This is a genomic window from Dyella telluris, from assembly GCF_014297575.1.
GTDB lineage: Bacteria > Pseudomonadota > Gammaproteobacteria > Xanthomonadales > Rhodanobacteraceae > Dyella > Dyella telluris.
Window position 1 is genome coordinate 3,303,899 of record NZ_CP060412.1, and the last position, 24,508, is coordinate 3,328,406.

Here is a 24,508-nt window from a genome sequence, read left to right on the forward strand (position 1 = left end):
TTCTTCGTTTCAGCGGCTCCCTGCGATGCAGGGCTTACTTCGCGGTATCGCTGACCGTCAGGCCGCTGGCGTCGACGCTTTTCACGCCTTTCACTTTCTTGGCGATCTGTTCGACCTTGGTCTTTTCCTTGGTGCTGCCGGCGGTGCCCGTCAGGCTGACCACGCCGTCCGTGGTCGACACGGTAATGTCATTGCTCTTGATGCCGTTGGTGGTGGCAAGCTCTGACTTCACCTTGGTGGTGATCCACGTGTCGTCGGTCTTGCCCGCAACGGTCCGGTTGCTCTTGTCATGCATGGCGGAATCCTGCGCCTGTTGCTGCTGCTGCATGGCGGCGTCCTGGGCCTGGCGTTGCGCTGCTGCATCCTGAGCCTGTTGTTGTGCGGGTGCACTCTGGGCGGCGACCTGGGCGAATGGCAGGGCCGAGAGGGCAGTCACCAGCCCAGCGGCGATCAACGCCTTGCGAAGAAGGTTGTTCGTACGCATGGGGACATCTCCTGTAGTTGGTGAGCATGTAGTTGGTGAGCATGTAGTGGGGCGCTGTCCAGGGGACAGGCGAGCGCAGCAAGTGATGGCGTTCGCGGGGCCATACCAACAGCCCCGGCATGAATTGAAGATGGCTGGCCGATATTCTGTTCAGCGCGTCATTACGCTTGCCAACGTCGCGTCGCAATGATGTTGGCAGAATGTTTTGATCGCCAAGGTGGTGGCAGCCGTGATGTGCATCGCCATGAGCGGCGGGGAGGCGTGAGCCTTCGTTCCATGACTGTGGTGGTCGTGGACGATGTCGATGCGGGTGCGCGATCAGAATGCCGTGCGTGGCGACCCGTTATCGCGCGTCTTTTGGAATGGACGGCTATAGGACGTTTGGTTGGCAAGGCGTTTTTGTGCCGACCTGATTTCGTGTCGTGGTCGATCGTGAGATCCGGGTCTTGTCGGAGCGCCCGCCGTTGCCGCCGTATCCCACTGAGTTGCCGGTCACGCAGCACAAAAAAGGGGCGCCATTGGCGCCCCTTTTCGTTCCTTCGGCGATGAAGGATTACTTCAGCTCGGTCTGGCTGGTGATCACCAGGCCGTCCTTCGCCATGCGCATGTCGCCATTGAGCGACTTGATGCGTGCCGCCTGGGCCTCCATCGACTCGAACTGCGCCTTCGAGCGCTCGGCGGTGAGCTTGGCGCTGGCCTGGGCTTCCGCATCGTCGGACTGGCCGGTGGTGAGCTCGGCGATGTGCTCGGCCTTCTGTGCCATGGCCTTGACCCATGCCTGGTACATCTCGCCGCTCAGGCTGAGGCGACCGAAGCGACCGGCGTCGCCGCCGGCGGCATTGAGCAGTTCGCCCAGTTTCACGTCCTCGCCCTGGCCCACGGCCAGCGCCAGCGACTTCGGACCCATGGCGGCCCACACGGGTGCGCCGAGCGGCGCGGTGAGCTCGGGCGGCAGCGGCACAGGCTTGCCATCCTGCGTGAGCTTGAGCTGCTGCAGGCCCGAAGCGGCCATCTGCGCCATGGCGAGCAGGCCGGCGGGGTTGGAGGTACCGATCAGGATGCGACCGCTGAACTTCGGCATGCTGTCGCTGCTGCCGGGGTCGAAGCTGTCCAGCGCCACGCGCAGGCCCAGCAGGTCACCCACCGGCGGCACTGCGGCCTGCTGCGACAGCAGGCCGATCTTGGCGAAGCCTTCGTTGAGCTCGGCCAGCGAGGGGCAGGCGAACGGCTTGGCGGCCACGGCATCGGCCTGCGCGCTCAGGAACGGACGCAGCTGGGCGACCGGCAGGGCGAAGGTGATATCGAACGGCGCGGTGCCGGCGGCGCCGAGGCCGGGCAGCTCCACCTTCATGCCGCTGAAAGTCTTGGTGATGTCGTCAGCCAGCGCCACATCCCAACGGATGTCCTGATGCTTCTCGTCGAGCTTGGTGTAACCGAAGCTCACCGCGGGCACGCGCGAGGCGATGCGCACGGCGTCGGCTTCGCAGGCCGGCGACACTTGCTGCTGGTTGGCCACCGGTTCGCCGGTCTTGGCCGATTCGGCCTGGGCGCGGGCCTTGATCAGGGCGTTGAACAGCGGGTCCTTGCCACTGGCAGCCAGCGGCAGCAGGCGGGTCAGGTCGACCTGTCCGATGGCCCACGGCTGGTAATCCTTGGCCTTGGCCAGTTTGTCCAGGCGGCCGTCGTCCTGCAGGTTCTTTTCCGGACGATCGAGGCCGAAGGCCAGGCGCAGGGTGGCTTCCGAGGCGTCGGCGGGCAGCATGGCGGCCACCGCCTGCTTGCCCACTTCGGCCATCACGATCTGCACGCCGCTGTCGGCAGCGACATGCTTGCGGTAGCTCTGGCCGCCGAGAGTCGCCGTTTCGAACGGTTTGCCGTATGCGGCTTCCAGGCGGCCGATGAAGGCGTTGAAAGCCTGCGGGTCGGTCAGCTCGAAGCGGGCTACCGGCGACAGGCCCAGGCCGTAAAAGGCCGAGCGACCCCTGATATTGAGGCCGGCGTTCTGGGCGAACTGTTCGATGGTCTTGCCGTCGAGCTCGGCGATGATCGCCTTGAGCAGGCGCGACAGGTCGGGATCTTTCTCGGCCATGTCATCGGCGGTCGAGCGCAGCTGGGTCAGCTCCGACGGCAGCTGGGCGTCAGCCTGCACCAGCAGCGCCTTGCGCGTGTCGTCGCCCAGCACGTCCAGGTTGGCCACCACGTACGGCGTGTCCGCCGGTACGAAGGCCAGGGGGGCATCCTTGTCCTTGTGGTGGCATGCAGCCAGCAGCACGCCGGCGAAGCCCAGCGCGGCTATGCGCGTCGTCGATCGCATGTCTAATCCCTTGAGTGTGGTGATGTTGCGCTGCGCATTATGCCTGTGTTTGTGACATCCCGCGGAAAACCCTGCGATGGCGGGCTGCCACCGCGCCACGCGGAAGGACAGGGCCGGGCGGCAGCGTTTTGGCGCGATGCCCAGCCCGCCGGCCGAATGCCTGGGGGAGGGCACGTGATGCCAGCCCGGGTACCTCTTGTCCGGGAAAAGTCGAGACGCGAAGGGGCGTCTTGTGGGGATGTTTCGCAGCCGGGCCCACGGCATGACCTCTTGTCATCCCGGCAGGTCGGGCCCGGGCTGGTCATGCGCGCTATCGGGCCTGTGAGTTTTGTACGTCAGAGAAAGACGACTTACGCCTTCATCTAAACGCAGGCCGGCGCGATTTCTTTCGAAGTCGCGCTGACTCAAAGTCCCATCGCCAACGAACGCCGCGAAAGGGCGCTGTCCGACCGATCCGCCTTGCCTGGATGACACGGGCAGTCGCGCGCCATGGACTTGATGTTCGTTCTTCAGGGCAGCGGCTGGCCGGATGACACATCACCGCCAGGCACCTCTTTGGCACCTCCACGTTGATCGCCCATTACAAGCTGAGCCTTACCTCATGACCAAAAATAAATCGTCTCGCGGCGTGCATGCCTGCACCCGCGATCGTCTGCTGCGCTCGTTGCTGTCCGTTGCCATCGTCAGCAGTCTTGCTGTGGCGCGTGGTGTCATTGCGGCGCCATCCGGATTCACTTCACCTGATCTTTCGTTATCGGCATCGACCGGCGCGCCGACGTCGATCATGGGCCAGGTCGGCGATCCCGCCAGTTGGCGCAGCCCGGAATTTCTGGCGGATTGGGGCTTGTCGGCCATCGGTGCGGACCATGCCTATGCGCGCGGTTTGACGGGTGCGGGCGTGGTCGTTGGTGTCTTCGATTCGGGAACGTTCGCCGGACACCCTGAGTTTGCCGGCGACGGCAAGGTGTCCGTATTGACACTCGGCAACCCATCCTGCGCGACGTATCCGCGTGTTGTATTGGGCGGTTGCTTCTATTCCATTGGCGATCAACTGTTGACCAAGGTCACGGTAGAAGCAGGGGGCGATGCCTCCACCTCAACGCTGACGTACGACACCCACGGGACGCATGTGGCCGGCACCGTGGCGGCCAATCGCAACGGCCAGGGGATGCAGGGTGTGGCGTTTGCATCCAGGCTCGTCATCGGCACGGCCTTGGCCGATAAATATGAAGAGTTGTCCGTGGATGCGGAAGGTGAGGCAGTCGTAAAGCTGAAAGGGGCGAGCCCCGAGCCCGATCGCCAGGACATCATCGACTACTACAACCAGCTGAGCCAGCAGCATGTCCGCGTTACCAATCACTCATTTGGTGTACCCACCAAAAAGACGGATACGCTGGATGACATGCGCAAGATCTATCTTGCAAACCAGGCGTTCTTGGACGCCTATGCGGATGGCTCGATTAAGCACGGCATTCTCACGATCTTCGCAGCGGGCAACGATTCGGGGGCCATTGCCGACATTTACGCGGGACTTCCGGCCTTCCGTCCGGATGCAGAGCCCTATTGGCTGAGCGTGGTCAATGTGCGGCAGGACGGGAGCGGTTCGTACAGCATCGATCCCTCGTCCAGCATCTGTGCCTACACCCAGCGCTGGTGTGTATCGGCGCCGGGTGCGGAGATCTATTCCACGGTGGACACCAACGCCAAAGAATCGCCCGCTCCAGAAGTTGAAGGCAGCGGCACGGCGGCCGATCCCTACAGCTACACATTGCCGGACCATACGGGCGTTGCTGGTTATGCGAACGAAACCGGAACATCCATGGCGGCCCCTCACGTCACGGGTGCCCTGGCTCTGCTGTTCGAACGCTACCCCTATCTGACGGCGCCACAGGTACGCGATGTCCTGCTGACCACCGCCACGCCACTTGGGCCTGCCGACATTTATGGCTGGGGCCTGATCAACCTGGCCAAGGCCATCGATGGCCCCGGTCAGTTCCTCGATGACACCGTGGTCACCATGAATCAGCCTGCCGGTGGCGCCAAGGTATGGCAGGGCGATGCCTGGGACGACTGGTCCAACGACATCGCCGGCCCAGGCCGGCTGACCAAGGCCGGCATCGGCTGGTTGCGGCTGAGCGGCGACAACACCTTCGGTGGGGCAACCGTCGCCGATGGCATCCTGGAACTCAATGGCGCAAACCAGTTGGCGGGCGCGTTGGATGTCGATGGCGGCGAACTGCTGCTCAACGGCAGCCTTCATGACATGCAATGGCAGATCAACGATGGCCTGGGCGTGGTCAGTGCGACGGGCGCGTTGGACAACACCACCGTCAATGTCCAGGGTGGCGCCATGTCATTCAACGGCACCCAGCTGGGTGGCTCGACGTTGGTAGGTGCCGGTGGCTTCTTGAACGGTACCGGCTATCTCTCCGACACGCGCGTGGAAGGCACGTTTGCGCCAGGCAACCCGGGCGGAACATTGACCGTGAACGGTGATTACGCGCAGACCGGCAGCGCCACGTTCATCGCCTTGCTTGCACCCGGCGGTATCAGCAACCGGCTGTCCGTCACCGGTACGGCGGCGCTGGATGGCGGGCTGCAGGTGGCTTACGCGCAGGGACGCTATCTGCTGGGTGACCGGTTCAACATCATCGAAGCGAAGAGCGGCGTGCAGGGGCAGTTCGCGAGCGTCGAGGGTGGCGAGCTTTCCACGTTCCTGAAATTTGTCGCGGACTACCGCGCGTCGGGTGTGGATATCGCAGTGGCGCGCGCCGCGGGGTTGATCACGGCGGCCGCGACGCCCAACCAGCGTGCTGTGGCAGCAAGCGCTGATGCCTTGCCGTTCTGGCAGGGCTTGCCCCGTCCGTTGACGCAACTGCTTCCGGAGCAGGTGCCGGAGGCACTCGATGCGTTGAGCGGGGATCTCTATGCCAGTCTGCCGATGGTGCTGATCGAGAACAGTCGTTGGGTGCGCGACGCGGCGCTGAATCGTGCAAAGGATGCGCTGGTGCCGCTGGACGCCCATGCCACGACGGGCTTCTGGGTGCAGGCGTCGAGCGGCAACAGCTTGTTGCGAGGCAACGCGAATGCAGCGCTCGCGCAAACCAGTGGTGATGGCTGGCTGGTGGGCTTTGATCACGCCTTCGAGCAGGACTGGTTGCTGGGTATCGTGGGCGGCGTGGGGCATGCGCGCACCAATCAGGGTAACGAGCGCGATGCGAAGGCCACTATGCGGAATCGCTCCCTGAGTGCGTACATGGGCAAGGGGTGGGGTTCATGGAGCCTGCGCGCCGGCCTCGGCTATGCGCATAACCGCATCGAAAGCGAGCGGGGCGTGAGCTCTCCAGGGTTCAGCGATCGACTTTCCGCGCGTTACCACGCATCCACTCGCCAGGGTTTTGTCGAGGGCGCCTATGCCTTTCGGGGCAATCAATGGTCGCTGGAGCCTTACCTGCAATATGCCCGTGTCGGTGTGAGCACGGACGGTATCCAGGAGTCTGGTGGCCCGGCAGCGTTGCATGGAAACGTGGGGGCTGCATGGAGCAACTTCGCCACGCTGGGCATGCGCTATGACCTGGGAACGATGCCCGCCCAGCGGGACTGGATGCACCTGCGTGCGGGTCTTGGTTACCGCTACGCATCAGGCGATCTCAGCAAGCGCGCCTATATGGCCTGGAATGGCGGGGACATCTTTGGCGTGTCGGGAGCACCCATTGCCAGAAACGCGATGGTTGCGGAACTGGGCGTGATGTTTCAGCTCACGCCACATCAGCAGCTGGAGCTTGGCGGCAGCGGACAGTACGGCGGTTCCGCCCAGGACTACGGTGCGAATGCGCGCTGGACGCTGCAGTTCTGACCCGGTCTGCACCCTTGGGTGAAACGACACCTGAGGCCGGCGTCAGCCGGCCTCAGGTCAACCTGCATGACTCTTTGGTGTTGGGTTGCAGCCTTAGCGGCCCAGCACTTCCGCCAGCACCGCCATGCGCACGAACACGCCGTTGCCAACCTGTTCCAGGATGCGCGACTGCGGGCCGTCGGCCACTTCCGGAGCAATCTCGATGCCGCGGTTGAGCGGGCCCGGATGCATGACCAGTGCGCCCTTGGCCGCGCGGGCCAACCGCGTGTTGTCCAGGCCGTAGCGGGCGAAATAGGCCGCTTCGTCGGGCAGGTCCGTGGCCGCCATGCGCTCCTTCTGCAGGCGCAGCGTAATCACCACGTCGGCACCTTCCACGGCGGCATCGAAATCGTCGGTAAGCACGCAACCCGGAAATTCCGAGGGATCGGGCATCAGTGCCTGCGGCGAGCAGAGGCGGATTTCCTTTACGCCCATCGCCTTCAACGCGTGCACGTCGGAGCGGGCCACGCGCGAATGCTTCACGTCGCCGCAGATCACCACGATGAGCTTGCTGAAGTCGGGACGGTGCTGGCGGATGGTCAGCACGTCCAGCAGGCCCTGGGTGGGATGCGCGCGGTTGCCGTCGCCGGCGTTGATCACGGAAACGCCGCTCATGGCGTGGCGCACCAGTTCCTCGGGCGTGCCCGACACCTTGTGGCGCACCACGATGGCGTCCAGGTGCATGGCCTCCAGCGTGTGCAGCGTGTCGAACAGCGCCTCGCCCTTGCTGGTGGACGAGAACCCGATGTCGAAGTTGATGACATCCGCGCCAAGGCGGCGCGCGGCCAGTTCGAACGACGTGCGCGTGCGCGTGGACGGTTCGAAGAACAGGTTGAGGATGGTGCGGCCGTTGAGCAGGTCCAGCTTGCGCGTGCCGTGGGCGCAACCGTCGCGCATGGTTTCGGCGCGGTCGAGCAGGCGCTCGATGGTCTCGCGCGGCAGGTGTTCCAGGGTGGTGAGGTGGCGCAGGCGAGAGCTCATGGCAGGCGGGAATCCGTGCGAGGTGTCAGTGTCCGGCGGGTGCGGAAGCGAGCCAGCGTTCCAGAATCACGGCGGCGGCTTCGGCGTCGATGGTGGCGGCGTCGCTTTTCTTCTTCAGCCCCGCCGCGCGTGCGCTGGCGAAGCGTTGTGCGGCTTCCTGCGAGCTGTAGCGCTCGTCGGTCAGTGCAATGGGCAGATCGTAGCGCTGGCGCACCGTCTCGGCGAAGCGGCGCGCGCGCTTGCTGGCGGGTTGCTCTTCGCCGTCCAGTGTCAGGGGCAGGCCGATCACGAGCGTGTCGGGCAGCCATTCCTTGCGCAGCGCGTCGAGCCGGGACCAGTCCGGTTCGCCGTCACGCACGGCGATGGCGGCAAGGCCACGCGCGCTGCCCGTGAAACGGTTGCCGACAGCCACGCCAATCAGGCGGCTGCCGACATCGAAACCGAACACACAGCTCATGCGTGCCCTGCGTAGCCGGGCAGCTGCAGCGGATCGACGCCCACCAGTCCGGCGGCGGCGCTCCAGCGCTCCTCGAGCGGCGTGTGGAACACCACGCGCTCGCTGGCTTCGGCGGTGAGCCAGGTGTTGTCCTTCAGCTCCTGCTCGAGCTGACCGGCGCTCCAGCCGGCGTAGCCCAGCGCCATCATCGCCAGGCGCGGGCCTTCGCCATGGGCCATGGCGATGAGGATGTCGCGCGAGGTCGTGACTGACCATTCGTCGTTGATGCGGTAACTCGATTCCCAGTGGCCGGGCTCGCGGTGAAGCACGAAGCCGCGCTCCTGCGCGACGGGGCCACCGATGAGCACCGGCGCATCGGCCAGGTCCAGGTCGTTGCATTCCAGCTTCATCTGGGCAAGCACGTCGCCAAGGCGGTATTCGGAGAGCTGGTTCACCAGCAAACCGACGGCACCATCTTCATCGTGCTGGCAGATGAAGGCCACGCCGCGCGAAAACGGCGGCTCGGCCAGACTGGGCATGGCGATCAGGAACTGACCGGCCAGGGACGACGGTTGGGGATGGGGATTGGCCATGGGGGCATTGTAAGCCCTGAGGGGCCGCTCTGCCCGGGAGAAGCGGGTGCTGAGTTAAGCGAAGTGAGGAAACAGAGAAGGCGCAGCTGCTCTCACTTCTCACTCCTCTTCACTCGCTCCTCACCTGCTGTGCAGCGTGTCGTTGGGCATGAACTGCCAGGTGCGCGTGATGTTCAGCTCGTCGATCCGCTCCTTGTCCGCCGGCAGTGCGGGGAAGGGCGCGGCAAGGCGCACGATGCGTTGCGCGGCGGCATCCAGCAGCGGCTGTCCCGAACTCTGCACCACTTCGATGGCTTTCACCGAGCCGTCGCGGTTCAGCGTGACGGTGAGCAGCACGTCGCCGTGCAGGCCGCGGCGGCGGGCCTCGTTGGGATAGTTGAGGTTGCCTACGCGTTCCACGCGGTCCACCCAGCCACGCATATAGGCCGCGTAGACGTATTCCTTGGTATTGGACGAAATGAATTTCTTCTTCGGACGCTTGGCGTACTGCTGGCTCTGGTTGCGCACCTCGGCCGCCAGCTGCGCCATCTCCTGCTTGCGCTTCACTTCATCCGGCGAATCGGGGAGATCCTGCGGCGTCTGCTCCAGCTTCGCGCTGTCGGTGCTGACGCTGTAGTGGCTGTTGCCGGTGGTGGTGAGCAGCTTGTCCGGAGTGGCCTCCTGCGGCCGTGGGGCGCTGGCCTCGACCGGCTTGGGCGCCACGCCGTTGGAGGGGCGGGGCAGGTCGCCCGAGACAAGCTGGGAGGGGCGAGCGGCCTTGTCGCTTTCGCCGCCGCCGCTGTTGTTGGCCTGCGCCAGGAAGTCCGCCTTGTCCGGTGCCTCGCGGTTGGCCACGTCCACCAGGGTCACGTCGAGCGTGGGCAGGCTGGGCTTGGCCTTCACGTAGGTGAAGGTAATGCCCAGGATCACCACCCCGTGCAGCAACAGCGAGAAAAGCATCGTGGCGCCGAACATGTCGGCGCCGGTGCGGACAGCGGGTTGGCTCACGCGGCTCGGGTTCCGGTTCGTTGCTGCTCGATGACGTCGAACAGTTGACCCGCAATATTAAGCCCGAATTGAGCGTCCAGTTCGCGGACACACGTCGGCGATGTGACGTTGATCTCGGTGAGGTAGTCACCGATCACGTCCAGGCCTACGAAAAGCAGGCCGCGGCGGCGCAGTTCCGGCGCCACCTGAGACACGATCCAGCGGTCGCGGTCGCTCAGCGGCACGCCCACGCCACGGCCGCCGGCGGCCAGGTTGCCGCGGAAATCGCTGCCCTGCGGGATGCGGGCCAGCGCGTAAGGCACCGGCTCGCCGTCGACCACCAGGATGCGCTTGTCGCCGGAGGTGATCTCCGGGATGAACTTCTGGGCCATGGTGAACTGCTTGTGCTCGCCCTTGGGGCCGGCCGCGATCAGGGTTTCCAGCATCGAGTTCAGGTTGTTGTCCCCGGCCTTCACCCGGAAGATGCCGCGCCCGCCCATGCCATCGAGCGGCTTGAGCACCACCTCGCCGTGTTCCGCCACGAAGGCGCGCAGCTCGGAGGCGTCCCGGCTCACCAGGGTGGGGGCCATGCACTGCGGGAAGTGCAGGGCGAACAGCTTCTCGTTGCAGTCGCGCAGGGCCTGGGGGCGGTTGACCACGGTCACCCCGGCGCGCTCGGCCAGCTCGGCCACCATGGTGTCGTAGATGAACTGGGAGTCGACCGGCGGATCCTTGCGCATCAGCACCACGTCCATCTGGCGCAGGTCGGTCCACTGGGGCTCGCCCAGCACGAACCAGCCGGAGGGGTCGTCCCGGACGGAGAGGGGCGCCAGGCGGGCCCAGGGCTCGCCACGGCGGGCGGACAGGTCGCCCTGCTCCATGTAGAACAGGCTGTGGCCGCGGCGCTGGGCCTCCAGCAACATGGCGAAGGTGGTGTCCTTGGCGATCTTGATCGAGCCGATCGGGTCCATCAGTACGGCGACCTTGAGGGCCATCGTCATTCTCCGGTAGTAGAGCGTGTTCACTATGCGGCGCCCGGGAACGGGAGGGCGGCCGCATCGCAGCGTCGCAGTGTATGTCGTCCGGAGGTGGTAGATTGCGTTGATCCGTACAGCGATCAAGTAGTCTGCTGTCGGGGTTGGACCGTCCGGATTGTCGCCGCAGGGAAACGTTGCCGACCGCGCCCACGGTCGGCCGCCGGTGGCGGCAAACCGTTCGATTCAATGACGTAGAGCGCTATACCTGAGATTTCAACTTGACGTCACGTCGGGCAGGCGGTAAACAGCAACGCACGAGTGCCTGCCGGCTGAACGATAGCCGTACGACGTCACTGACGTGCGGTTTTTGTATTTTCACGATGTGACTGCCAGCCCATCGGTTGGCGGTCGCACGGTTTACCTGGAGCCAGGGGCGGGTCGCAGGGGGGTGTTGTGAACTTGAATATAAGTGGAAATGGCTTGGCCGGCCTTAAGGTCATGGTTATCGACGACTCGAAAACCATCCGTCGTACCGCCGAAACCTTGCTGAAGAAGGAAGGTTGCGACGTGCTCACGGCGGTGGACGGTTTCGAGGCGCTCGCCAAGATCTCCGACCAGAAGCCCGCGATCATCTTCGTCGACATCATGATGCCGCGCCTCGACGGCTATCAGACGTGCGCGCTGATCAAGAACAACCCGCAGTTCCGCGGGACGCCCGTGATCATGCTGAGCTCGAAGGACGGCCTGTTCGACAAGGCACGCGGGCGCATCGTGGGCGCAGAACAATACTTGACCAAGCCGTTCACGCGAGATGAACTGCTGGGTGCAATCCATCGACATGTCGTTACGGTTTAAGTCCGGCGACTACAGGGTCTGAGGGGGGCCTGTGGCCAATATTCTCATCATCGACGACTCGCCGACGGACGTGCGCGTGTTCACCACGCTGCTCGAACGCGCGGGTTACCAGGTTGACTCCATCGGCAACGCGGAAGACGGCATTGAGCGCGTGCGCGAACGGAAGCCTGATCTGGTCATCATGGACGTCATCATGCCGGGCATGAATGGCTTCCAGGCCACGCGCACGCTGACGCGCGACCCGGTTACGTCAGGCATTCCGATCGTCATGATCACCACCAAGTCCATGGAGACCGACCGCGTGTGGGGCCTGCGCCAGGGTGCGCGTGCCTTCATCACCAAGCCGGTCAACGAAAAGGACCTGCTGGCCTGCATCAACGATCTTCTGCCCAGCGCGGCGTGAGGCCAGCATGAGCCAGACTGCCTCGCTCCTGCCTTTTGAAATCCTTGCCCATTACGAGCGCCTTTCGCTGGCGCACGCATCGGGCACGCCGGAAACGCTGGAGGCCCCGGGCCTCTGGCGTGGCATTGGTTTCCGTGCCGGCAGCCGCCTGTTCGTCAGCGGCATCGACGAGATCAGCGAACTGCTGGCCGTGCCCTCGCTGACCCAGGTGCCGGGCACCCAGGCCTGGCTGCTGGGCGTGGCGAACGTGCGCGGCAACCTGGTGCCGGTCATCGACCTGGCACGATTCCTGTTTGGCGAACGCACGCAGTCGACCGAGCGCACGCGACTCCTCGTGGTGCGCCAGGGTGGCGGCAGCGTGGCTTTGATGGTGGACGAGGTCTTCGGACAGCGTACGGTCGATGCGGAACAGCGCCGTCACGCCGAAGAGGAAAACGATCCGCGCCTTACCCGTTTTGTGGACGATCGCGTAGGCGAGCCGAGGCTGGCGGTGTTCAGCATGGGCAAGCTGGTGCGCGCTCCGGATTTCCGTCAGGCCGCGGCCTGACGCGCAAGCGTTTGGACAACTAAGTAGGACCGGCGCTGCTCAAGGCCGGAATCAGGGCGATGATCCGACGCTTTCGCGGCCAGGGGTTGCGAAGCGTAGAAGGGCGAGGTGAACGAAATGAGCACTACAGGGGGCATGGGCAAGGAGCGAGGTTATACAGGCCTCATCATTGCGCTGGTCATTGCGTTCGGTTTCACGGGTGTCGACTTCGCCATGCTCACGTTGCGTGGCCGCGAGGACGCGCAGGCGACGGGTCTTACCACCCAGATCCAGGTGTTGTCGCAGCAGACCGCGAAGCTCGCACTGGAAGCCGCGGACGGTAACGTCGACTCCTTCAAGGAGCTCGAAACCAACCGCAACACCATCGATGCGGCCGTTCAGCGCCTGAACAAGGGCGATGAAAAGAGCGGCATGAAGCCGTACGCCGACAACAACGCCACCCCGGCGGGCCGCGCGGTCAGCGCGCTCAGCAACGCCTGGGGCCAGCTCGATGCGGACATCGGCAAGATCCTCTCGAACAAGACGCTGGTGGTGGACTCCTCCCAGCGCGCCGCCACCCTGGGTCGCGACCTGCCACTGCTGAACTCCAGCATGGAGCAGGTGGTGAACATCCTGCAGCAGCGCGGCGGCAGTGCGGAGCAGACCTATACCTCCGCCCGCCAGATGCTGCTGGCCGACCGTATGATCCGCCGAGTGCAGGAAGTGCTGCAGGGTGGTGACGCCTCGCAGCCGGCCGCCGACGGCCTGGCCCGCGACGGCCAGCTGTACGGCTCGGTGCTCAAGGGCCTGCTGGAAGGCAATACCGAAGTGGGCGTGCGCTCGATGGGCGACGCCAACGCACGCAAGATCCTCACCGACATGCAGGCCCAGTGGGACAACCTGCAGGACCCGGTGGGCAAGCTGGTCAGCGCGGCCGGCAACCTCAGCGAAGTGAAGCGCTCGGGCAACCAGGCCTCGCTCGACTCGCAGAACGTGCTGCTGCGCGCGAACGAACTGGCCGACCAGATCGGCAAGCTGCCGACCCGCCGCCTGTTCCCGAACCTGTGGTGGGGCGTGCTCGGTGCGATCGGCGCGGCCTCGTTCCTGGCCGTCCTTATCGTGCAGCTGATCGCCGACCAACGCCGCCGCTTCCAGGAATCGACCGAACTCAACCAGCGTAACCAGGAGGCCATCATGCGCCTGCTGGACGAAATGGGTTCGCTCGCCGAAGGTGACCTGACCGTCAAGACCACGGTGACCGAAGACATCACCGGCGCCATCGCCGACTCGGTGAACTACGCCATCGACGAGCTGCGCACCCTGGTGACGACGATCAACGAGACGTCCGAGCAGGTGTCGTCCTCGGCCCAGGAAACGCAGACCACCGCGCGCCACCTGGCCGAATCGGCCCAGAACCAGGCGCAGCGCATCAGCACCGCGACCACTGCGATCAACCAGATCGCGAGCCTGATGGATACGGTGTCCAAGGACTCCGCCGAGTCGGCCGACGTGGCCGAACGCTCGGTGAAAATCGCATCGCGCGGCGCCGAAGTGGTGCGCGAGACGATTTCGGGCATGGACTCGATCCGCGACCAGATCCAGGAAACGTCCAAGCGAATCAAGCGACTGGGCGAATCCTCGCAGGAGATCGGCTCCATCGTGGAACTGATCAACGACATTGCCGAGCAGACCAACATCCTCGCCTTGAACGCCGCCATCCAGGCAGCGTCGGCGGGTGAAGCGGGTCGCGGTTTCGCAGTGGTGGCAGACGAAGTGCAGCGCCTCGCAGAACGTTCCGCGAGCGCGACGAAGCGAATCGAAACGCTGGTTCAGACCATTCAGTCCGATACCAACGAAGCGGTGAACTCGATGGAACAGACCACCGCGGAAGTGGTGGCCGGTGCCCGACTCGCGGAGGACGCGGGTAGCGCGCTGGGTGACATCGAGCGCGTGTCGCACGACTTGTCGGCGCTGATTCAGAACATCTCGACCCAGGCGCGCCAGCAGTCCACCGCGGCCACCGATATTTCGGTGTCGATGAATGCGATCCAGGAAATCACCTCGCAGACCTCGCAGGGCGCGAGCCAGACGGCCGACTCCATCGGTTACCTGGCCCAGCTGGCGAGTGACCTGCGTCGTTCGGTGGCTCACTTCAAGCTGCCGGGTTGAGTGGTTAGTTGGCTGATAACGATTTTCACAGGGGGCAACCTCGCCGGTTGCGTGACAAACCGTTACGTGGCCGTTGAGAGGGGCGCATGAGACTTCAAGACCATATCGATTTCACCACCCTGCAGTGGGTCAAGCCCGAGCTCGACGAGACGCTCGCCCTTGCCCGCGAGGCGCTGGAGTCCTACGTCGACAACCCGGGCAACCGGGATGCGATGCGTTCCTGTGCGGACAGCCTGCATCAGGTGCACGGCACGCTGCGCATGGTCGAGCTGTATGGCGCGGCCATGGTCACCGAGGAGATGGAAACGCTTGCCATCGCCCTGCTGGAAGACCACGTCGCCCAACGCGAGGAAGCCTATGCCGCGCTGATGCGCGGCCTGATGCAGCTGCCTGATTACCTGGAACGCCTGTCCGGTGGTCATCGCGACGTGCCGGTAGTGCTGTTGCCGCTGCTGAACGACCTGCGCTCCAGTCGTGGCCAGCAGGCACTGCATGAATCGGCACTGTTCACGCCGAATCTTGAAATGGCGTTGCCGGCCCAGGCGCCGGCGTCGATGCCGGACATCAGCGTCGAACGCCAGCGCAACGAAGTGACCACGCTGCGCCTGCGCTTCCAGCAGCAGCTGCTGTCGTGGTTCCGTGGCCAGGGTGGCGACCAGCAGCTCGGTGGCATGATCCAGACGCTGGACGCGATTACCGCGCGCTGCCATTCCGTGCCTGGCCGTCGCCTGTGGTGGATCGCCGCCGGCGTGCTGGAAGGCGTGCAGCAGGGTGCGCTCAAGGCGCAGGCGGGCGAAGTGCGCCAGCTGATCGGCAAGGTGGATCGCAGCATCCGCCAGCTGGTCGAACACGGCGAAGCCAGCCTGCGTGGCGGCGATGCCGACGAACTCGCGCGCAAGCTGCTCTACGTGGTGGGCCAGGTCCGTCAGGGCAGCCCCCGCATGGAGCAACTGCGCCAGACCTATGCGCTCGACGCGCTGCTGCCCGAGCAGAGCGAAGTCGAGCACGCACGTGGCTCCATGGCCGGTCACAACCGTGCCCTGCTCGATTCCGTCGCCAAGGCGTTGAAGGACGACCTGCTACGCGTCAAGGAATCGCTCGATCTGTTCCTGCGCCAGACCGATGCCGATCCGGCCCAGCTCTCCGGCCAGACCGAGATCCTCGAGCGCGTGGGCGACACCCTGGGCATGCTCGCCCTGGGCGTGCCGCGTCGCGTGGTGAACGAACAGCGTCGTGTGCTGGAGGAAATTGCCAGCCGCGTGCGCAAGCCCGACGAAGAGCTGCTGCTCGACGTGGCCGGCGCGCTGCTCTACGTCGAAGCCTCGCTGGACGACCACATCGAGAGCCTGGGCGCCGAGGGTGAGGTGACCTACGAGTCGCCGACCACCATGCTGCCGCGCAGCGAAGCGCGCCATATCCTGGCGACGCTGATGCACGAGGCAACCGCCAACACCAGCAAGGTGAAGGACGCCATCGTTGCCTACGTCGAGTCCGGCTGGCAGTCCAGCCAGCTCGCCGATGTCGGCGCGCTGATGGAGGAAGTCGCCGGCGCCATGCGCATGTTGTCCGCACCGCGCCCGGCCGAACTGGCCGAAGGCATCGGCCGCTTCGTCGGCAACGAACTCCTGGCCGACCGCCGCGTGCCCAGCACTGCGCAGATGGATCATCTCGCCGACGCGCTGGCCGCACTCGAGTACTACCTGGAAGCCGCCCGCGAACATCGCGGTGGGCTGGAACACATTCTGGACGTTGCCGAGCACAGCCTCAGCAGCCTGGGTTACTGGCCGCCGCCGGCCGCCCGCGTGCCGTCGGACGACGACATGGACGAGGCGCCGGAACACATTGCCCGCGCCGCCGATGCCGCGCTGGCCGCGGCACTGTCCAACCAGCCTGAGCTGTCCGAGAGCGTCAGCCTTGGCCATGGCGACGATCTTGCCGGCCTCATCGTTGGCCACAGCGACACGCCGCTGCCGGAACCGCACGAGATCACCGGGCTGCGCCTGGCCGACACGGTGCACATCACGCCGCAGGAGCCCGTGCACAGCGGCGAGGACGACTGGGTCGAGATCGAAGAAGAAGTGGTCGAGGAAGTGCCGGTTGCCGGCGCGGGTGCGATCGACGCGGGTTTCCAGTCGAGCACCGCCGGTATCGACGACGACATCCGCGACATCTTCCTGGAAGAAATGCAGGAAGAGATCGACAACCTGCACGCTGCCCGCAAGACCTGGTTGGCCAACGCCGAGCAGATCGATGCGCTCACCTCGATCCGTCGTTCCTTCCACACGCTCAAGGGTTCCGGTCGCCTGGTCGGCGCCACCCTGCTGGGCGAGTTCTCGTGGAAGGTCGAGAACATGCTCAACCGCGTGCTGGATCAGTCGATCCCGCCGAACGAGGGCGTGCAGGAAACCGTCTCTGCCGCCATTGATGCCTTGCCGCAGCTGCGCGCCGCCCTGATGGGCGAGGGCGCCGTGAACGCGCCGGTCGTGGCCATCATGGAGATCGCCGAACGCCTGTCCGCCGGTCAGGTGGATGCGCGCCTCGCCGACATTCCGACCAGTGGCGCCACCGAGACCGTTCGCCGCATCGTCCGCCGTCGCGTGCCGCGTGTGAACGTGGATGCAGAAGCCGTTCCCGCCGCCAGCCTCGCCGACATCGAGGCCGCGCATGCCGAGCCGGCTGAGCCGGTACACCTGCACGACGTGATCGAAGCACCGGTGATGCCGCCGATCGATCCGGTGCTGCTGGAAATCCTGCGCAGCGAAGTGGCGCAGTACCTGGCCACCATCCGCACGGCGATCAACCGTGTCGATGGCGAGCTGCGCGTGGAGGACAGCCTGCTGCGCGCCGTGCACACGCTGCATGGCGCCATCGCCATGGTCGACATCCCGTTGCTGACGCAGCTGCTGTCGCCGCTGGAAAGCCTGCTCAAGCGCCTGCGCGCCGCGGGCTTGCCGCTGTCGCCCGAAGGCGTGCTGCTGCTGAGCCAGAGCGCCGATGCCGTCGACCACGTCATGAGCCAGTTCGACGTGCCGTCGCCGCAGCTGCCGGACCTTACGAGCCTGATCCATCGCCTGACCGAACTGCGCGACAGCCAGCCCGAGCCGAAGGTTGCTCACGTGCTGTTCGAGACGCCGGCCGACCAGGCGGACGAGACCTCGGCGCACGCTGCCGATATCGCCCACGAGGCGTCGCTTGCCGCGTCGCTGGATGAGGCGCTGTCGGATACGGCGCAGCCGATCGAACACATCGACCTGGCCACGCCCGCTTCCGACGAGTACGCGGATGAACTGCTTGCCGCGTTGGGCGAATACGACCTGGATGCGCACCTGCCGGTGTCGGAGCACTCGCCGGAGTCGGCGGAGCATGCCCCCGTGCACGCAGGCGTGGAAGAAGACGAGTTCACTAAGGCCTACGCCGACCTCCTCGGCGAGGCGGAAACGCTGGAAGTCGGCCCGGTGGTCGACGACGTCCATGCGCCGGTCGAACCCGTCCACCTGCACGAACTGAACCTCGACGAGGCGGAATCTGTCGCCGACGCCGCTGGTGCCGAGCACCCTGTGGTCGAAGAGACCGCGATGCCGGATGTCGTGGACGCAAACGAAGAGGCATCGGACGAACTGCCGGCCGTCATCGTCGACCTGCCGATCGAAGAGATCGAGCTGGAAGCGCCGACGATCGACGTGCCGGACGAAGAGATCGTGCTGGAAGCCCCGGTGTTCGACGAACCGGAGCCGGTGGCCGAAGTCTCCGAGCCGGTGGTGGAAGCCGCCGAGCCGGTGATCGAAGCTGCCGAGCCGGTGATCGAAGCCGTCGAACCGGTGGCTGCAGAGCCCGTTGCCGAAGAACCGGAAGTGGAAGCGCCTGTCGCGCACGCCACGCCGGAAGAGGTCGTCGACGAAAGCGCGCTGCTGCCGCACCAGATCGATCCCGACCTGCTGGAAATCTTCATCGAGGAAGCGCGCGAGATCCTGGATCACTCCGACAGCGTGCTGGCCCAGTGGCGCGCGGAGCCCACGGCCATCGAGCATCTGGCCGAGATCCAGCGCGATCTGCATACGCTCAAGGGCGGTGCGCGCATTGCCGGCATGGTGCCGGTGGGCGACCTGACCCACGCCATCGAAACGGCGCTGGAAAAGCCGCTGCACGCGGAATCCGCGCACATCGGCGAGCTGATCGCCGCGCTGGAAACGGGCTTCGACAAGTTGCACGGCCTGGTGCAGATGGTGTCGCAGGGCCGCGCGGTGCCGTACCCGCAGGCCCTCATCGATCGCTTCCTGGCCATGGCCGGTGGCAGCCACGACGCGACGCCTGTCGCGGCGGACATTGCCAACGTCGTGCCGTTCCCCGCACGTACCGCGCCACTGCCGGAACTGCTGCCGGAAGAGCGCGACGAGGCCCCGGCAACGCAGCAGGAGCAGATCCGCGTTCGCGCCGAACTGCTCGACACGCTGGTGAACCATGCCGGCGAGGTGGCGATCTACCGTTCGCGCCTCGAGCAGCAGGTGGCCGGTTACCGCTTCAACCTGGTCGAACTCGACCAGACCGTGCAGCGTCTGCGCGGTCAGCTGCGCATGATGGAAATCGAAACGGAAGCGCAGATCATCGCGCGCTTCCAGCGCGAGCATCGCGAAGCGGGCATCTCGGTGTTCGACCCGCTCGAGCTCGACCGTTTCTCGCAGCTGCAGCAGTACTCGCGTGCGCTGGCCGAGTCGGTATCCGACCTTGTGTCCATCCAGGGCATGCTGGACGAACTGACCCGCCAGGCCGAAACGCTGCTGATCCAGCAGTCGCGCGTGAGCTCCGAACTGCAGGACGGCCTGCTGCGCACGCGCATGCTGCCGTTCGACACCATGGTGCCGAACCTGCGTCGCACGCTGCGCCAGGCTGCCCAGGAAGAAGGCAAGGGCGCCCAGCTGTACGTCGAAGGCGCCCACGGCGAAATGGACCGCAACCTGCTCGACCGCATCAAGGCGCCGTTCGAGCACATGCTGCGCAACGCCGTGGCACACGGTATCGAGTCGCCGGCCGATCGCCGCAAGGCGGGCAAGCCGGAAGAAGGCGCCGTGCGCATCCGCGTGGCACGTGAAGCCACCGAAGTGGTGGTGCGCGTCACCGACGACGGCCGTGGCCTGGACCGCGACGCCATCCGTAAGCGCGGCGTGGACCGTGGTCTGATCCGTGCCGACGCACGCATCAGCGACGATCAGGTGCTTGCGCTCATCACACAGCCGGGCTTCTCCACTGCCAGCACCGTGACCCAGCTTGCTGGCCGCGGCGTGGGCATGGACGTGGTGGCGAACGAAATCAAGCAGCTCGGCGGTGCACTGTCGATCGAGTCGAGGGAAGGCCAGGGCACCACGTTCGTGCTGCGCCTGCCGTTCACCCTCGCGGTGACCCAGGCCATCCTGGTGCGCATCGGCGAATCCACCTTTGCCATTCCGATGACCTCGGTGCAGGGCGTGGCCCGCATCAGCCCGGCCGAACTGGCCGAGCGCATGGCCGACGCGGAGCCCACGTTCCCGTACGGTGGCGAGAGCTTCGATATCCATGAACTGTCCAGCTTGCTGGGCATCGCACCCAACCACATCGCCGACGAAGAGCAGATTCCGCTGCTGCTGACCCGTTCCGGTGACGTGCGCGCCGCCATCCGCATCGATGCGGTGATCGGTTCGCGCGAAATCGTGGTGAAGTCGGTTGGCCCGCAGATCAGTTCGGTGCCGGGCATCCTCGGCGCGACGATCATGGGTGACGGCTCGGTGCTGATCATTCTTGACCTGGCTCCGCTGGTGCGTCACGGCATCGCCCGTCGCCAGGCGCGACTGGACGAAGGCCTCAGTGCCGTGGCCACGCCGGTGGTGGATGAGCCGCGCGTGCGTCCGCTGGTGATGGTGGTCGACGACTCCATCACCATGCGCAAGGTCACCGGCCGCGTGCTGGAACGCCACGAGTACGAAGTCGCCACCGCGAAGGACGGCGTCGACGCACTCGAGAAGCTGCACGAACGCGTGCCCGACCTGATGCTGCTCGACATCGAGATGCCGCGCATGGACGGCTACGAGCTGGCCACGCACATGAAGGCTGATCCGCGACTGCGCGATGTGCCCATCATCATGATCACCTCGCGTACCGGCGATAAGCATCGCCAGCGTGCGTTCGACATTGGCGTGGATCGCTATCTCGGCAAGCCGTACCAGGAAGCCGAATTGCTCGCGCAGATTGGCGAAGTGCTCGAACAGCGCATCACGGAGTCGTTCAATGGCTGAAGCAGCGACTGCCGTAGCGCTGTTGTTCGATGACCTGGAGCTGGGCGGACAACTGCGCGAGGCGCTGCGGGAACGCGGTGCGCGGATCGTGCACGAAGGCGCGCTGTCCACCCTGAGCAGGCAGATGATCGACACTACCGGCGCGGAAGTGCTGGTGGTGAACTTGGACGAGGATGCCGAAGACGACATCGATCGCCTCTACGACGTGATCGATGGCGACCGCCCGCGCGTGGTGTTCAACGATGCCGCGGCGAGCCGGTCCCTGGACGGCTGGGACCGCGCCCGCTGGGCGCGCCACCTGGCCGTGAAGGTGATGGCGCAGGGCGACCTGGACCCGCCGCGTCCGCACGACGCGCCGGCCGTTCCCGAGGCAGTCGCCACGCCGCTGGAAAGCATCGAGGTTGAGCCGCCAGTGCAGTTCGATGAACCGGCAACTGACTTCGTCGAGCCGGTGGCGGTGGTCGAGCCGCAGGTCGTGCACGCCACGGAAGAGCAATCGGAATCGCTGGCCGCCGAACTCGAAGCCCTGCTCGCCGCCGATGAACCGGTGGCCGATGCCGAGCACGCGTCGCCGGTGCAGGCCGCGCACCACGACGGCCTGGATATCGACGATTTCGAGGCGCTGAAGGATGTACCCCTGGAAGCCGAGGACGATTTCGGCTCGGGCCTGAAATTCAGCGCCGAAGACGAACTGCCTGCGCTGCATGACGGCGACTTCGGTGCGTTCGCCGAGGAAGCTGCCAAGGCAAGCGAGGATGTCGGCTCGGGCCTGAAATTCGGCGCTGGCGCCGAATTGCCGCCGCTGCATGACGGCACGTTTGGCCTCGATACGCTTGCCACACAGGGGCCTGCTCCCCTCGAGGAGGGCGCTGCGAAACCGGTGCCTTCTTTCCAGCTCGATCACCTGGAGCTGGCGCCGCTCGACGAATCGCTCATGCCGGTGGCCGCGACGGCGAAGGAAGGCTCTTCGTCGCTGATGGACCTGGCGTTGGGTTGGTCGCTGGTGGACGAAGACGAAACGCCCCCACCGATTCCCGAGCTTGCGTCGGCCCCGGCGCATCCGAAGGAATTCGGCGTCGAAAAGCTGAGTGCCCAGGATTTCCTGGCGCCGGAAGGCGGCGAGGAAGAAGCTTCCATCATCGAGCCGGGCATGAAGCTGGAACTGGTCTCCATGGAAGAAGCGCTGGCGCCCAGGGAATACGAAGGCGGCAACGAAATGCTGCTGGGTGAACTGGACGGTGCCATCGGCCGCCTGCTCGTGCTTGGAGCGGCGTCGGACAGTCTGGAAGCCGTGTGCTCGTTCCTGTCGATGCTGCCGACCGACCTGCGTGCGGCGGTGCTGCACGTCCAGCATCTGGGCGGCAAGAGCGTCGAGGCGTTGTCCGATACCCTGACCCGTCACAGCGAGCTGCCGGTGCGGGTAGCTGCGCCGGGCGTGCGTGCCCGCGTAGGCGAAGTGCTGGTGGTTCCCGCTGGCCAGCAGGCGAGGGTGCACCGCGACGGTCGCGTGGACCTGCAGCCGCTGGAGAACAACGACATGCGCAGCTCGCCGATCGACGCCAGCTTCACCATGGCGGCGAACGTGTTCGGCCGCCATGCGCAGGCCATCGTGTTTGCCGGCCAGGCCAATGATGCGCTGGGTGGCTGTCAGGCCATCCACGACCGTGGCGGCCAGGTATGGATCGAGTCGTCGGACGGCCACTACGTGGACATGGTCCACGGCATCGAGGCCGAGCGACTGCATAGTTATTCAGGCACGCCTGCCGAACTGGCGGCGCGCCTTGTAGAAGAGATGTCGATGGAGGGCCGGCGATGAGCGAGCTGCCACTACCGCGTGAAATCCGTTGCGTACTGGTGCCGGTGGGCAACCTGCGCCTGCTGCTGCCCAATGCCACCGTGGCCGAAGTGATCACCATGCCGGCTCCCGAGCCGGTGGAAGCATCGCCACCGTGGCTGCTGGGTCGAATCGCCTGGCGTGGCTGGCGGGTGCCGCTGGTGTCGTTCAACACGCTGGCAGGTGCTGGCGAGGGAGACAGTGAGCAGGCCGTGCGTGTGGCGGTGCTGAAGGCACTGGGTGGCCACGCGGATCTGCCGTTCATTGCGGTGGTGACGCAGGGTTTCCCGCGCCTGACCACGCTCAACGCGGAACTGATCATTCCCACGCATGACGGCGCGCCGTTGCCGCCGGGCGTGCGCGCGCAGGTGCTGGTGCGCGATGACATTGCCGTGATTCCGGATCTGGAAGGGATCGAGGCGGAGTTGATCGGCTTGCTTGATCTGGCGAGCTGAGCTCGCCCTCGCGATACGCCCCAGCTCCCTCTCCCCGCCGGGGAGAGGGTTGGGGTGAGGGGCGGGTGCTCGCCTCACCGTTTCTCTCTTGAGCCGTCGTTCCAGCGAGAGCTGGAGGCGCTTTTCAGTCGCCGCAGGGCGGGTCATCCAATGCCTTTGCTCTTGGCCTTTGGTCTCGCGCGGCGCCGCCAGGCGGCCGCTTACGCAGCGGGTGTTTCGACCTTCTGCCGGAGGCCGAGTCACTTTTCTTTGCTGGCCCAAAGACAAGTAACCCAAAGAAATGGCCTTCAAAGCTCCCTCGGCTCGTGTTGAATACGAGCCTTGACGGCTGCGGTGTTCGATGCCCTCCGCCGCTACACAGCGGGTACTTCCACACGCATCGCAACGCGCCGTTGCCAAGACGGCTTAAGGCGGCAGGCCCCTGTACGCCACGCCGTCCAACAGGTGAGCCACGAAAAGAAGCACGGGGTCTTCGCGGTAACGTTCAACCGCGCTCAAACATCCCCATGCAGTGCCTGCAGCGCCGCGAGCGCTGCCAAGCCCGCCGTCTCCGTCCGTAGGATGCGCGGCCCCAGGCGCAGGCCGATAAAGCCGGCGTCGGTGAGGGCAGCGACATCGCGCTGGCCGAGGCCACCTTCGGGGCCCACGACGAGCACGCCGCCGGAAGCCGGGAAGGTCAGCTGGCCGGGGCGATGCGTGCCTTCCGGCAGCAGCGCCAGGCGCAGGGCGTCGTCCTGCGGGAGCTGGCGCAGCCATTGTTCCAGCGGCACGGCAGGCAACACTTCGGGCACGCGGGCGCGACCGCTTTGCTCGCAGGCGCTGGCCACCACGGCCTGCCAGTGGGCCAGGCGCTTCTCGGCGCGGCCGGCATCCAGTTTCACTTCGGAGCGTTCGGTCAGCAGCGGCACGATGCGCGCCACGCCAAGCTCGGTGGCCTTCTGCACGATCAGGTCCATTTTCTCGCCGCGTGCCACGCCCTGCGCCAGGGTCAGCGGCAGGGGTGACTCGTTGCTGACGAGGTCGGCGGCCTCGACGCGCACGCTCACATCGCGCTTGCCCACGGTCTGGATCACGGCCGGGTAATCGTGGCCGTCACCGTTGAACAGGGTGATGGGGGCGCCCGCGGCAAGCCGCAGCACGCGCGCAACGTGTTCGCCGGCCTGGGCAGGCAGAACCAGTTCCTGGCCAACGGCGAGCGGCTGTTCGACGTGTATGCGAATGGTGCGCATGAAGCGTTCTTGCTGGGTGGGAAGAAAAAGCATAGCGGACCGGCGGGGCACCGTCCCATGCGGCCTGTAGCCGGTTAGCTGAACAAGGGAGCGGCGCAGGCCACCAGGCATTTGCCAGTCAGGCGATG

At 65.6% G+C, this 24,508-nt stretch carries 16 protein-coding genes; 8 read left to right on the forward strand and 8 right to left on the reverse strand.

What is annotated here, in order from left to right; genetic code table 11:
• Window positions 1-34: 34 nt before the first annotated feature.
• Together H8F01_RS14485 and H8F01_RS14490 are read right to left on the reverse strand one after the other, a co-directional pair.
• Window positions 35-484: a BON domain-containing protein gene (locus H8F01_RS14485; protein WP_187055795.1), complete on the reverse strand. Its 450-nt coding sequence runs from the start codon at window positions 482-484 to the stop codon at window positions 35-37.
• A 553-nt stretch (window positions 485-1,037) separates the two neighbouring features.
• Complete coding sequence (locus H8F01_RS14490) at window positions 1,038-2,798, reverse strand: hypothetical protein (RefSeq protein ID WP_187055796.1); 1,761 nt, start codon at window positions 2,796-2,798, stop codon at window positions 1,038-1,040.
• Window positions 2,799-3,327: 529 nt separating this feature from the next.
• Between H8F01_RS14490 and H8F01_RS14495 the strand changes: the two genes are divergently transcribed.
• Window positions 3,328-6,654, forward strand: coding sequence for a S8 family serine peptidase (locus tag H8F01_RS14495; protein ID WP_187055797.1), 3,327 nt, complete (start codon window positions 3,328-3,330; stop codon window positions 6,652-6,654).
• A gap of 93 nt (window positions 6,655-6,747) precedes the next feature.
• Here the strand turns inward: H8F01_RS14495 and H8F01_RS14500 are convergent, their stop codons facing one another.
• The 5 genes from H8F01_RS14500 to gshB form a co-directional block, all read right to left on the reverse strand.
• Window positions 6,748-7,674 carry an aspartate carbamoyltransferase catalytic subunit gene (locus tag H8F01_RS14500; protein WP_187055798.1) on the reverse strand — a complete coding sequence of 309 codons (927 nt, stop codon included), beginning with the start codon at window positions 7,672-7,674 and terminating at the stop codon, window positions 6,748-6,750.
• A 25-nt stretch (window positions 7,675-7,699) separates the two neighbouring features.
• Window positions 7,700-8,131, reverse strand: coding sequence for a Holliday junction resolvase RuvX (ruvX, locus tag H8F01_RS14505; RefSeq protein WP_187055799.1), 432 nt, complete (start codon window positions 8,129-8,131; stop codon window positions 7,700-7,702).
• Window positions 8,128-8,703, reverse strand: coding sequence for a YqgE/AlgH family protein (locus H8F01_RS14510; protein ID WP_187055800.1), 576 nt, complete (start codon window positions 8,701-8,703; stop codon window positions 8,128-8,130). Before H8F01_RS14510 ends, ruvX begins: the two co-directional genes overlap by 4 nt.
• Window positions 8,704-8,823: 120 nt before the next feature.
• Window positions 8,824-9,690 (reverse strand): energy transducer TonB, encoded by an 867-nt coding sequence (locus H8F01_RS14515; protein ID WP_238480995.1) that lies wholly within the window; start codon window positions 9,688-9,690, stop codon window positions 8,824-8,826.
• Window positions 9,687-10,664, reverse strand: a complete 978-nt coding sequence (gshB, locus tag H8F01_RS14520) for a glutathione synthase (protein ID WP_187055801.1) — start codon at window positions 10,662-10,664, stop codon at window positions 9,687-9,689. Before gshB ends, H8F01_RS14515 begins: the two co-directional genes overlap by 4 nt.
• A 480-nt stretch (window positions 10,665-11,144) precedes the next feature.
• On the opposite strand from gshB, the gene H8F01_RS14525 reads away from it, so the two are divergent.
• The 7 genes from H8F01_RS14525 (at window position 11,145) to H8F01_RS14555 (ending at window position 23,151) form a co-directional block, all read left to right on the forward strand.
• Window positions 11,145-11,501, forward strand: coding sequence for a response regulator (locus H8F01_RS14525; RefSeq protein WP_019464684.1), 357 nt, complete (start codon window positions 11,145-11,147; stop codon window positions 11,499-11,501).
• Between the two features lie 31 nt (window positions 11,502-11,532).
• Window positions 11,533-11,904, forward strand: a complete 372-nt coding sequence (locus H8F01_RS14530; protein WP_187055802.1) for a response regulator — start codon at window positions 11,533-11,535, stop codon at window positions 11,902-11,904.
• Window positions 11,905-11,911: 7 nt separating this feature from the next.
• Window positions 11,912-12,451, forward strand: a complete 540-nt coding sequence (locus tag H8F01_RS14535; RefSeq protein WP_187055803.1) for a chemotaxis protein CheW — start codon at window positions 11,912-11,914, stop codon at window positions 12,449-12,451.
• Window positions 12,452-12,568: 117 nt separating this feature from the next.
• Window positions 12,569-14,599: a methyl-accepting chemotaxis protein gene (locus H8F01_RS14540; RefSeq protein WP_187055804.1), complete on the forward strand. Its 2,031-nt coding sequence runs from the start codon at window positions 12,569-12,571 to the stop codon at window positions 14,597-14,599.
• 86 nt (window positions 14,600-14,685) lie between these two features.
• Window positions 14,686-20,862 (forward strand): Hpt domain-containing protein, encoded by a 6,177-nt coding sequence (locus H8F01_RS14545; RefSeq protein WP_187055805.1) that lies wholly within the window; start codon window positions 14,686-14,688, stop codon window positions 20,860-20,862.
• A complete protein-coding gene (locus H8F01_RS14550; protein ID WP_187055806.1) occupies window positions 20,855-22,678 on the forward strand; it encodes a chemotaxis protein CheB in 1,824 nt (607 codons plus the stop codon). Before H8F01_RS14545 ends, H8F01_RS14550 begins: the two co-directional genes overlap by 8 nt.
• Window positions 22,675-23,151, forward strand: a complete 477-nt coding sequence (locus tag H8F01_RS14555; protein ID WP_187055807.1) for a chemotaxis protein CheW — start codon at window positions 22,675-22,677, stop codon at window positions 23,149-23,151. The genes H8F01_RS14550 and H8F01_RS14555 overlap by 4 nt, the downstream gene beginning before the upstream one ends.
• A 494-nt stretch (window positions 23,152-23,645) precedes the next feature.
• On the opposite strand, the gene H8F01_RS14560 is transcribed toward H8F01_RS14555, so the two are convergent.
• Window positions 23,646-24,380 (reverse strand): 16S rRNA (uracil(1498)-N(3))-methyltransferase, encoded by a 735-nt coding sequence (locus tag H8F01_RS14560; RefSeq protein ID WP_187055808.1) that lies wholly within the window; start codon window positions 24,378-24,380, stop codon window positions 23,646-23,648.
• Window positions 24,381-24,508 lie beyond the last annotated feature (128 nt).

Coding starts and splice junctions, on each gene's coding strand:
- H8F01_RS14485 (WP_187055795.1), bottom strand. CDS start 484: ATGCGTACGAACAACCTTCTTCGCAAGGCGTTGATCGCCGCTGGGCTG.
- H8F01_RS14490 (WP_187055796.1), bottom strand. CDS start 2,798: ATGCGATCGACGACGCGCATAGCCGCGCTGGGCTTCGCCGGCGTGCTG.
- H8F01_RS14495 (WP_187055797.1), top strand. CDS start 3,328: ATGACACATCACCGCCAGGCACCTCTTTGGCACCTCCACGTTGATCGC.
- H8F01_RS14500 (WP_187055798.1), bottom strand. CDS start 7,674: ATGAGCTCTCGCCTGCGCCACCTCACCACCCTGGAACACCTGCCGCGC.
- ruvX (WP_187055799.1), bottom strand. CDS start 8,131: ATGAGCTGTGTGTTCGGTTTCGATGTCGGCAGCCGCCTGATTGGCGTG.
- H8F01_RS14510 (WP_187055800.1), bottom strand. CDS start 8,703: ATGGCCAATCCCCATCCCCAACCGTCGTCCCTGGCCGGTCAGTTCCTG.
- gshB (WP_187055801.1), bottom strand. CDS start 10,664: ATGGCCCTCAAGGTCGCCGTACTGATGGACCCGATCGGCTCGATCAAG.
- H8F01_RS14525 (WP_019464684.1), top strand. CDS start 11,145: ATGGTTATCGACGACTCGAAAACCATCCGTCGTACCGCCGAAACCTTG.
- H8F01_RS14535 (WP_187055803.1), top strand. CDS start 11,912: ATGAGCCAGACTGCCTCGCTCCTGCCTTTTGAAATCCTTGCCCATTAC.
- H8F01_RS14540 (WP_187055804.1), top strand. CDS start 12,569: ATGAGCACTACAGGGGGCATGGGCAAGGAGCGAGGTTATACAGGCCTC.
- H8F01_RS14545 (WP_187055805.1), top strand. CDS start 14,686: ATGAGACTTCAAGACCATATCGATTTCACCACCCTGCAGTGGGTCAAG.
- H8F01_RS14550 (WP_187055806.1), top strand. CDS start 20,855: ATGGCTGAAGCAGCGACTGCCGTAGCGCTGTTGTTCGATGACCTGGAG.
- H8F01_RS14555 (WP_187055807.1), top strand. CDS start 22,675: ATGAGCGAGCTGCCACTACCGCGTGAAATCCGTTGCGTACTGGTGCCG.
- H8F01_RS14560 (WP_187055808.1), bottom strand. CDS start 24,380: ATGCGCACCATTCGCATACACGTCGAACAGCCGCTCGCCGTTGGCCAG.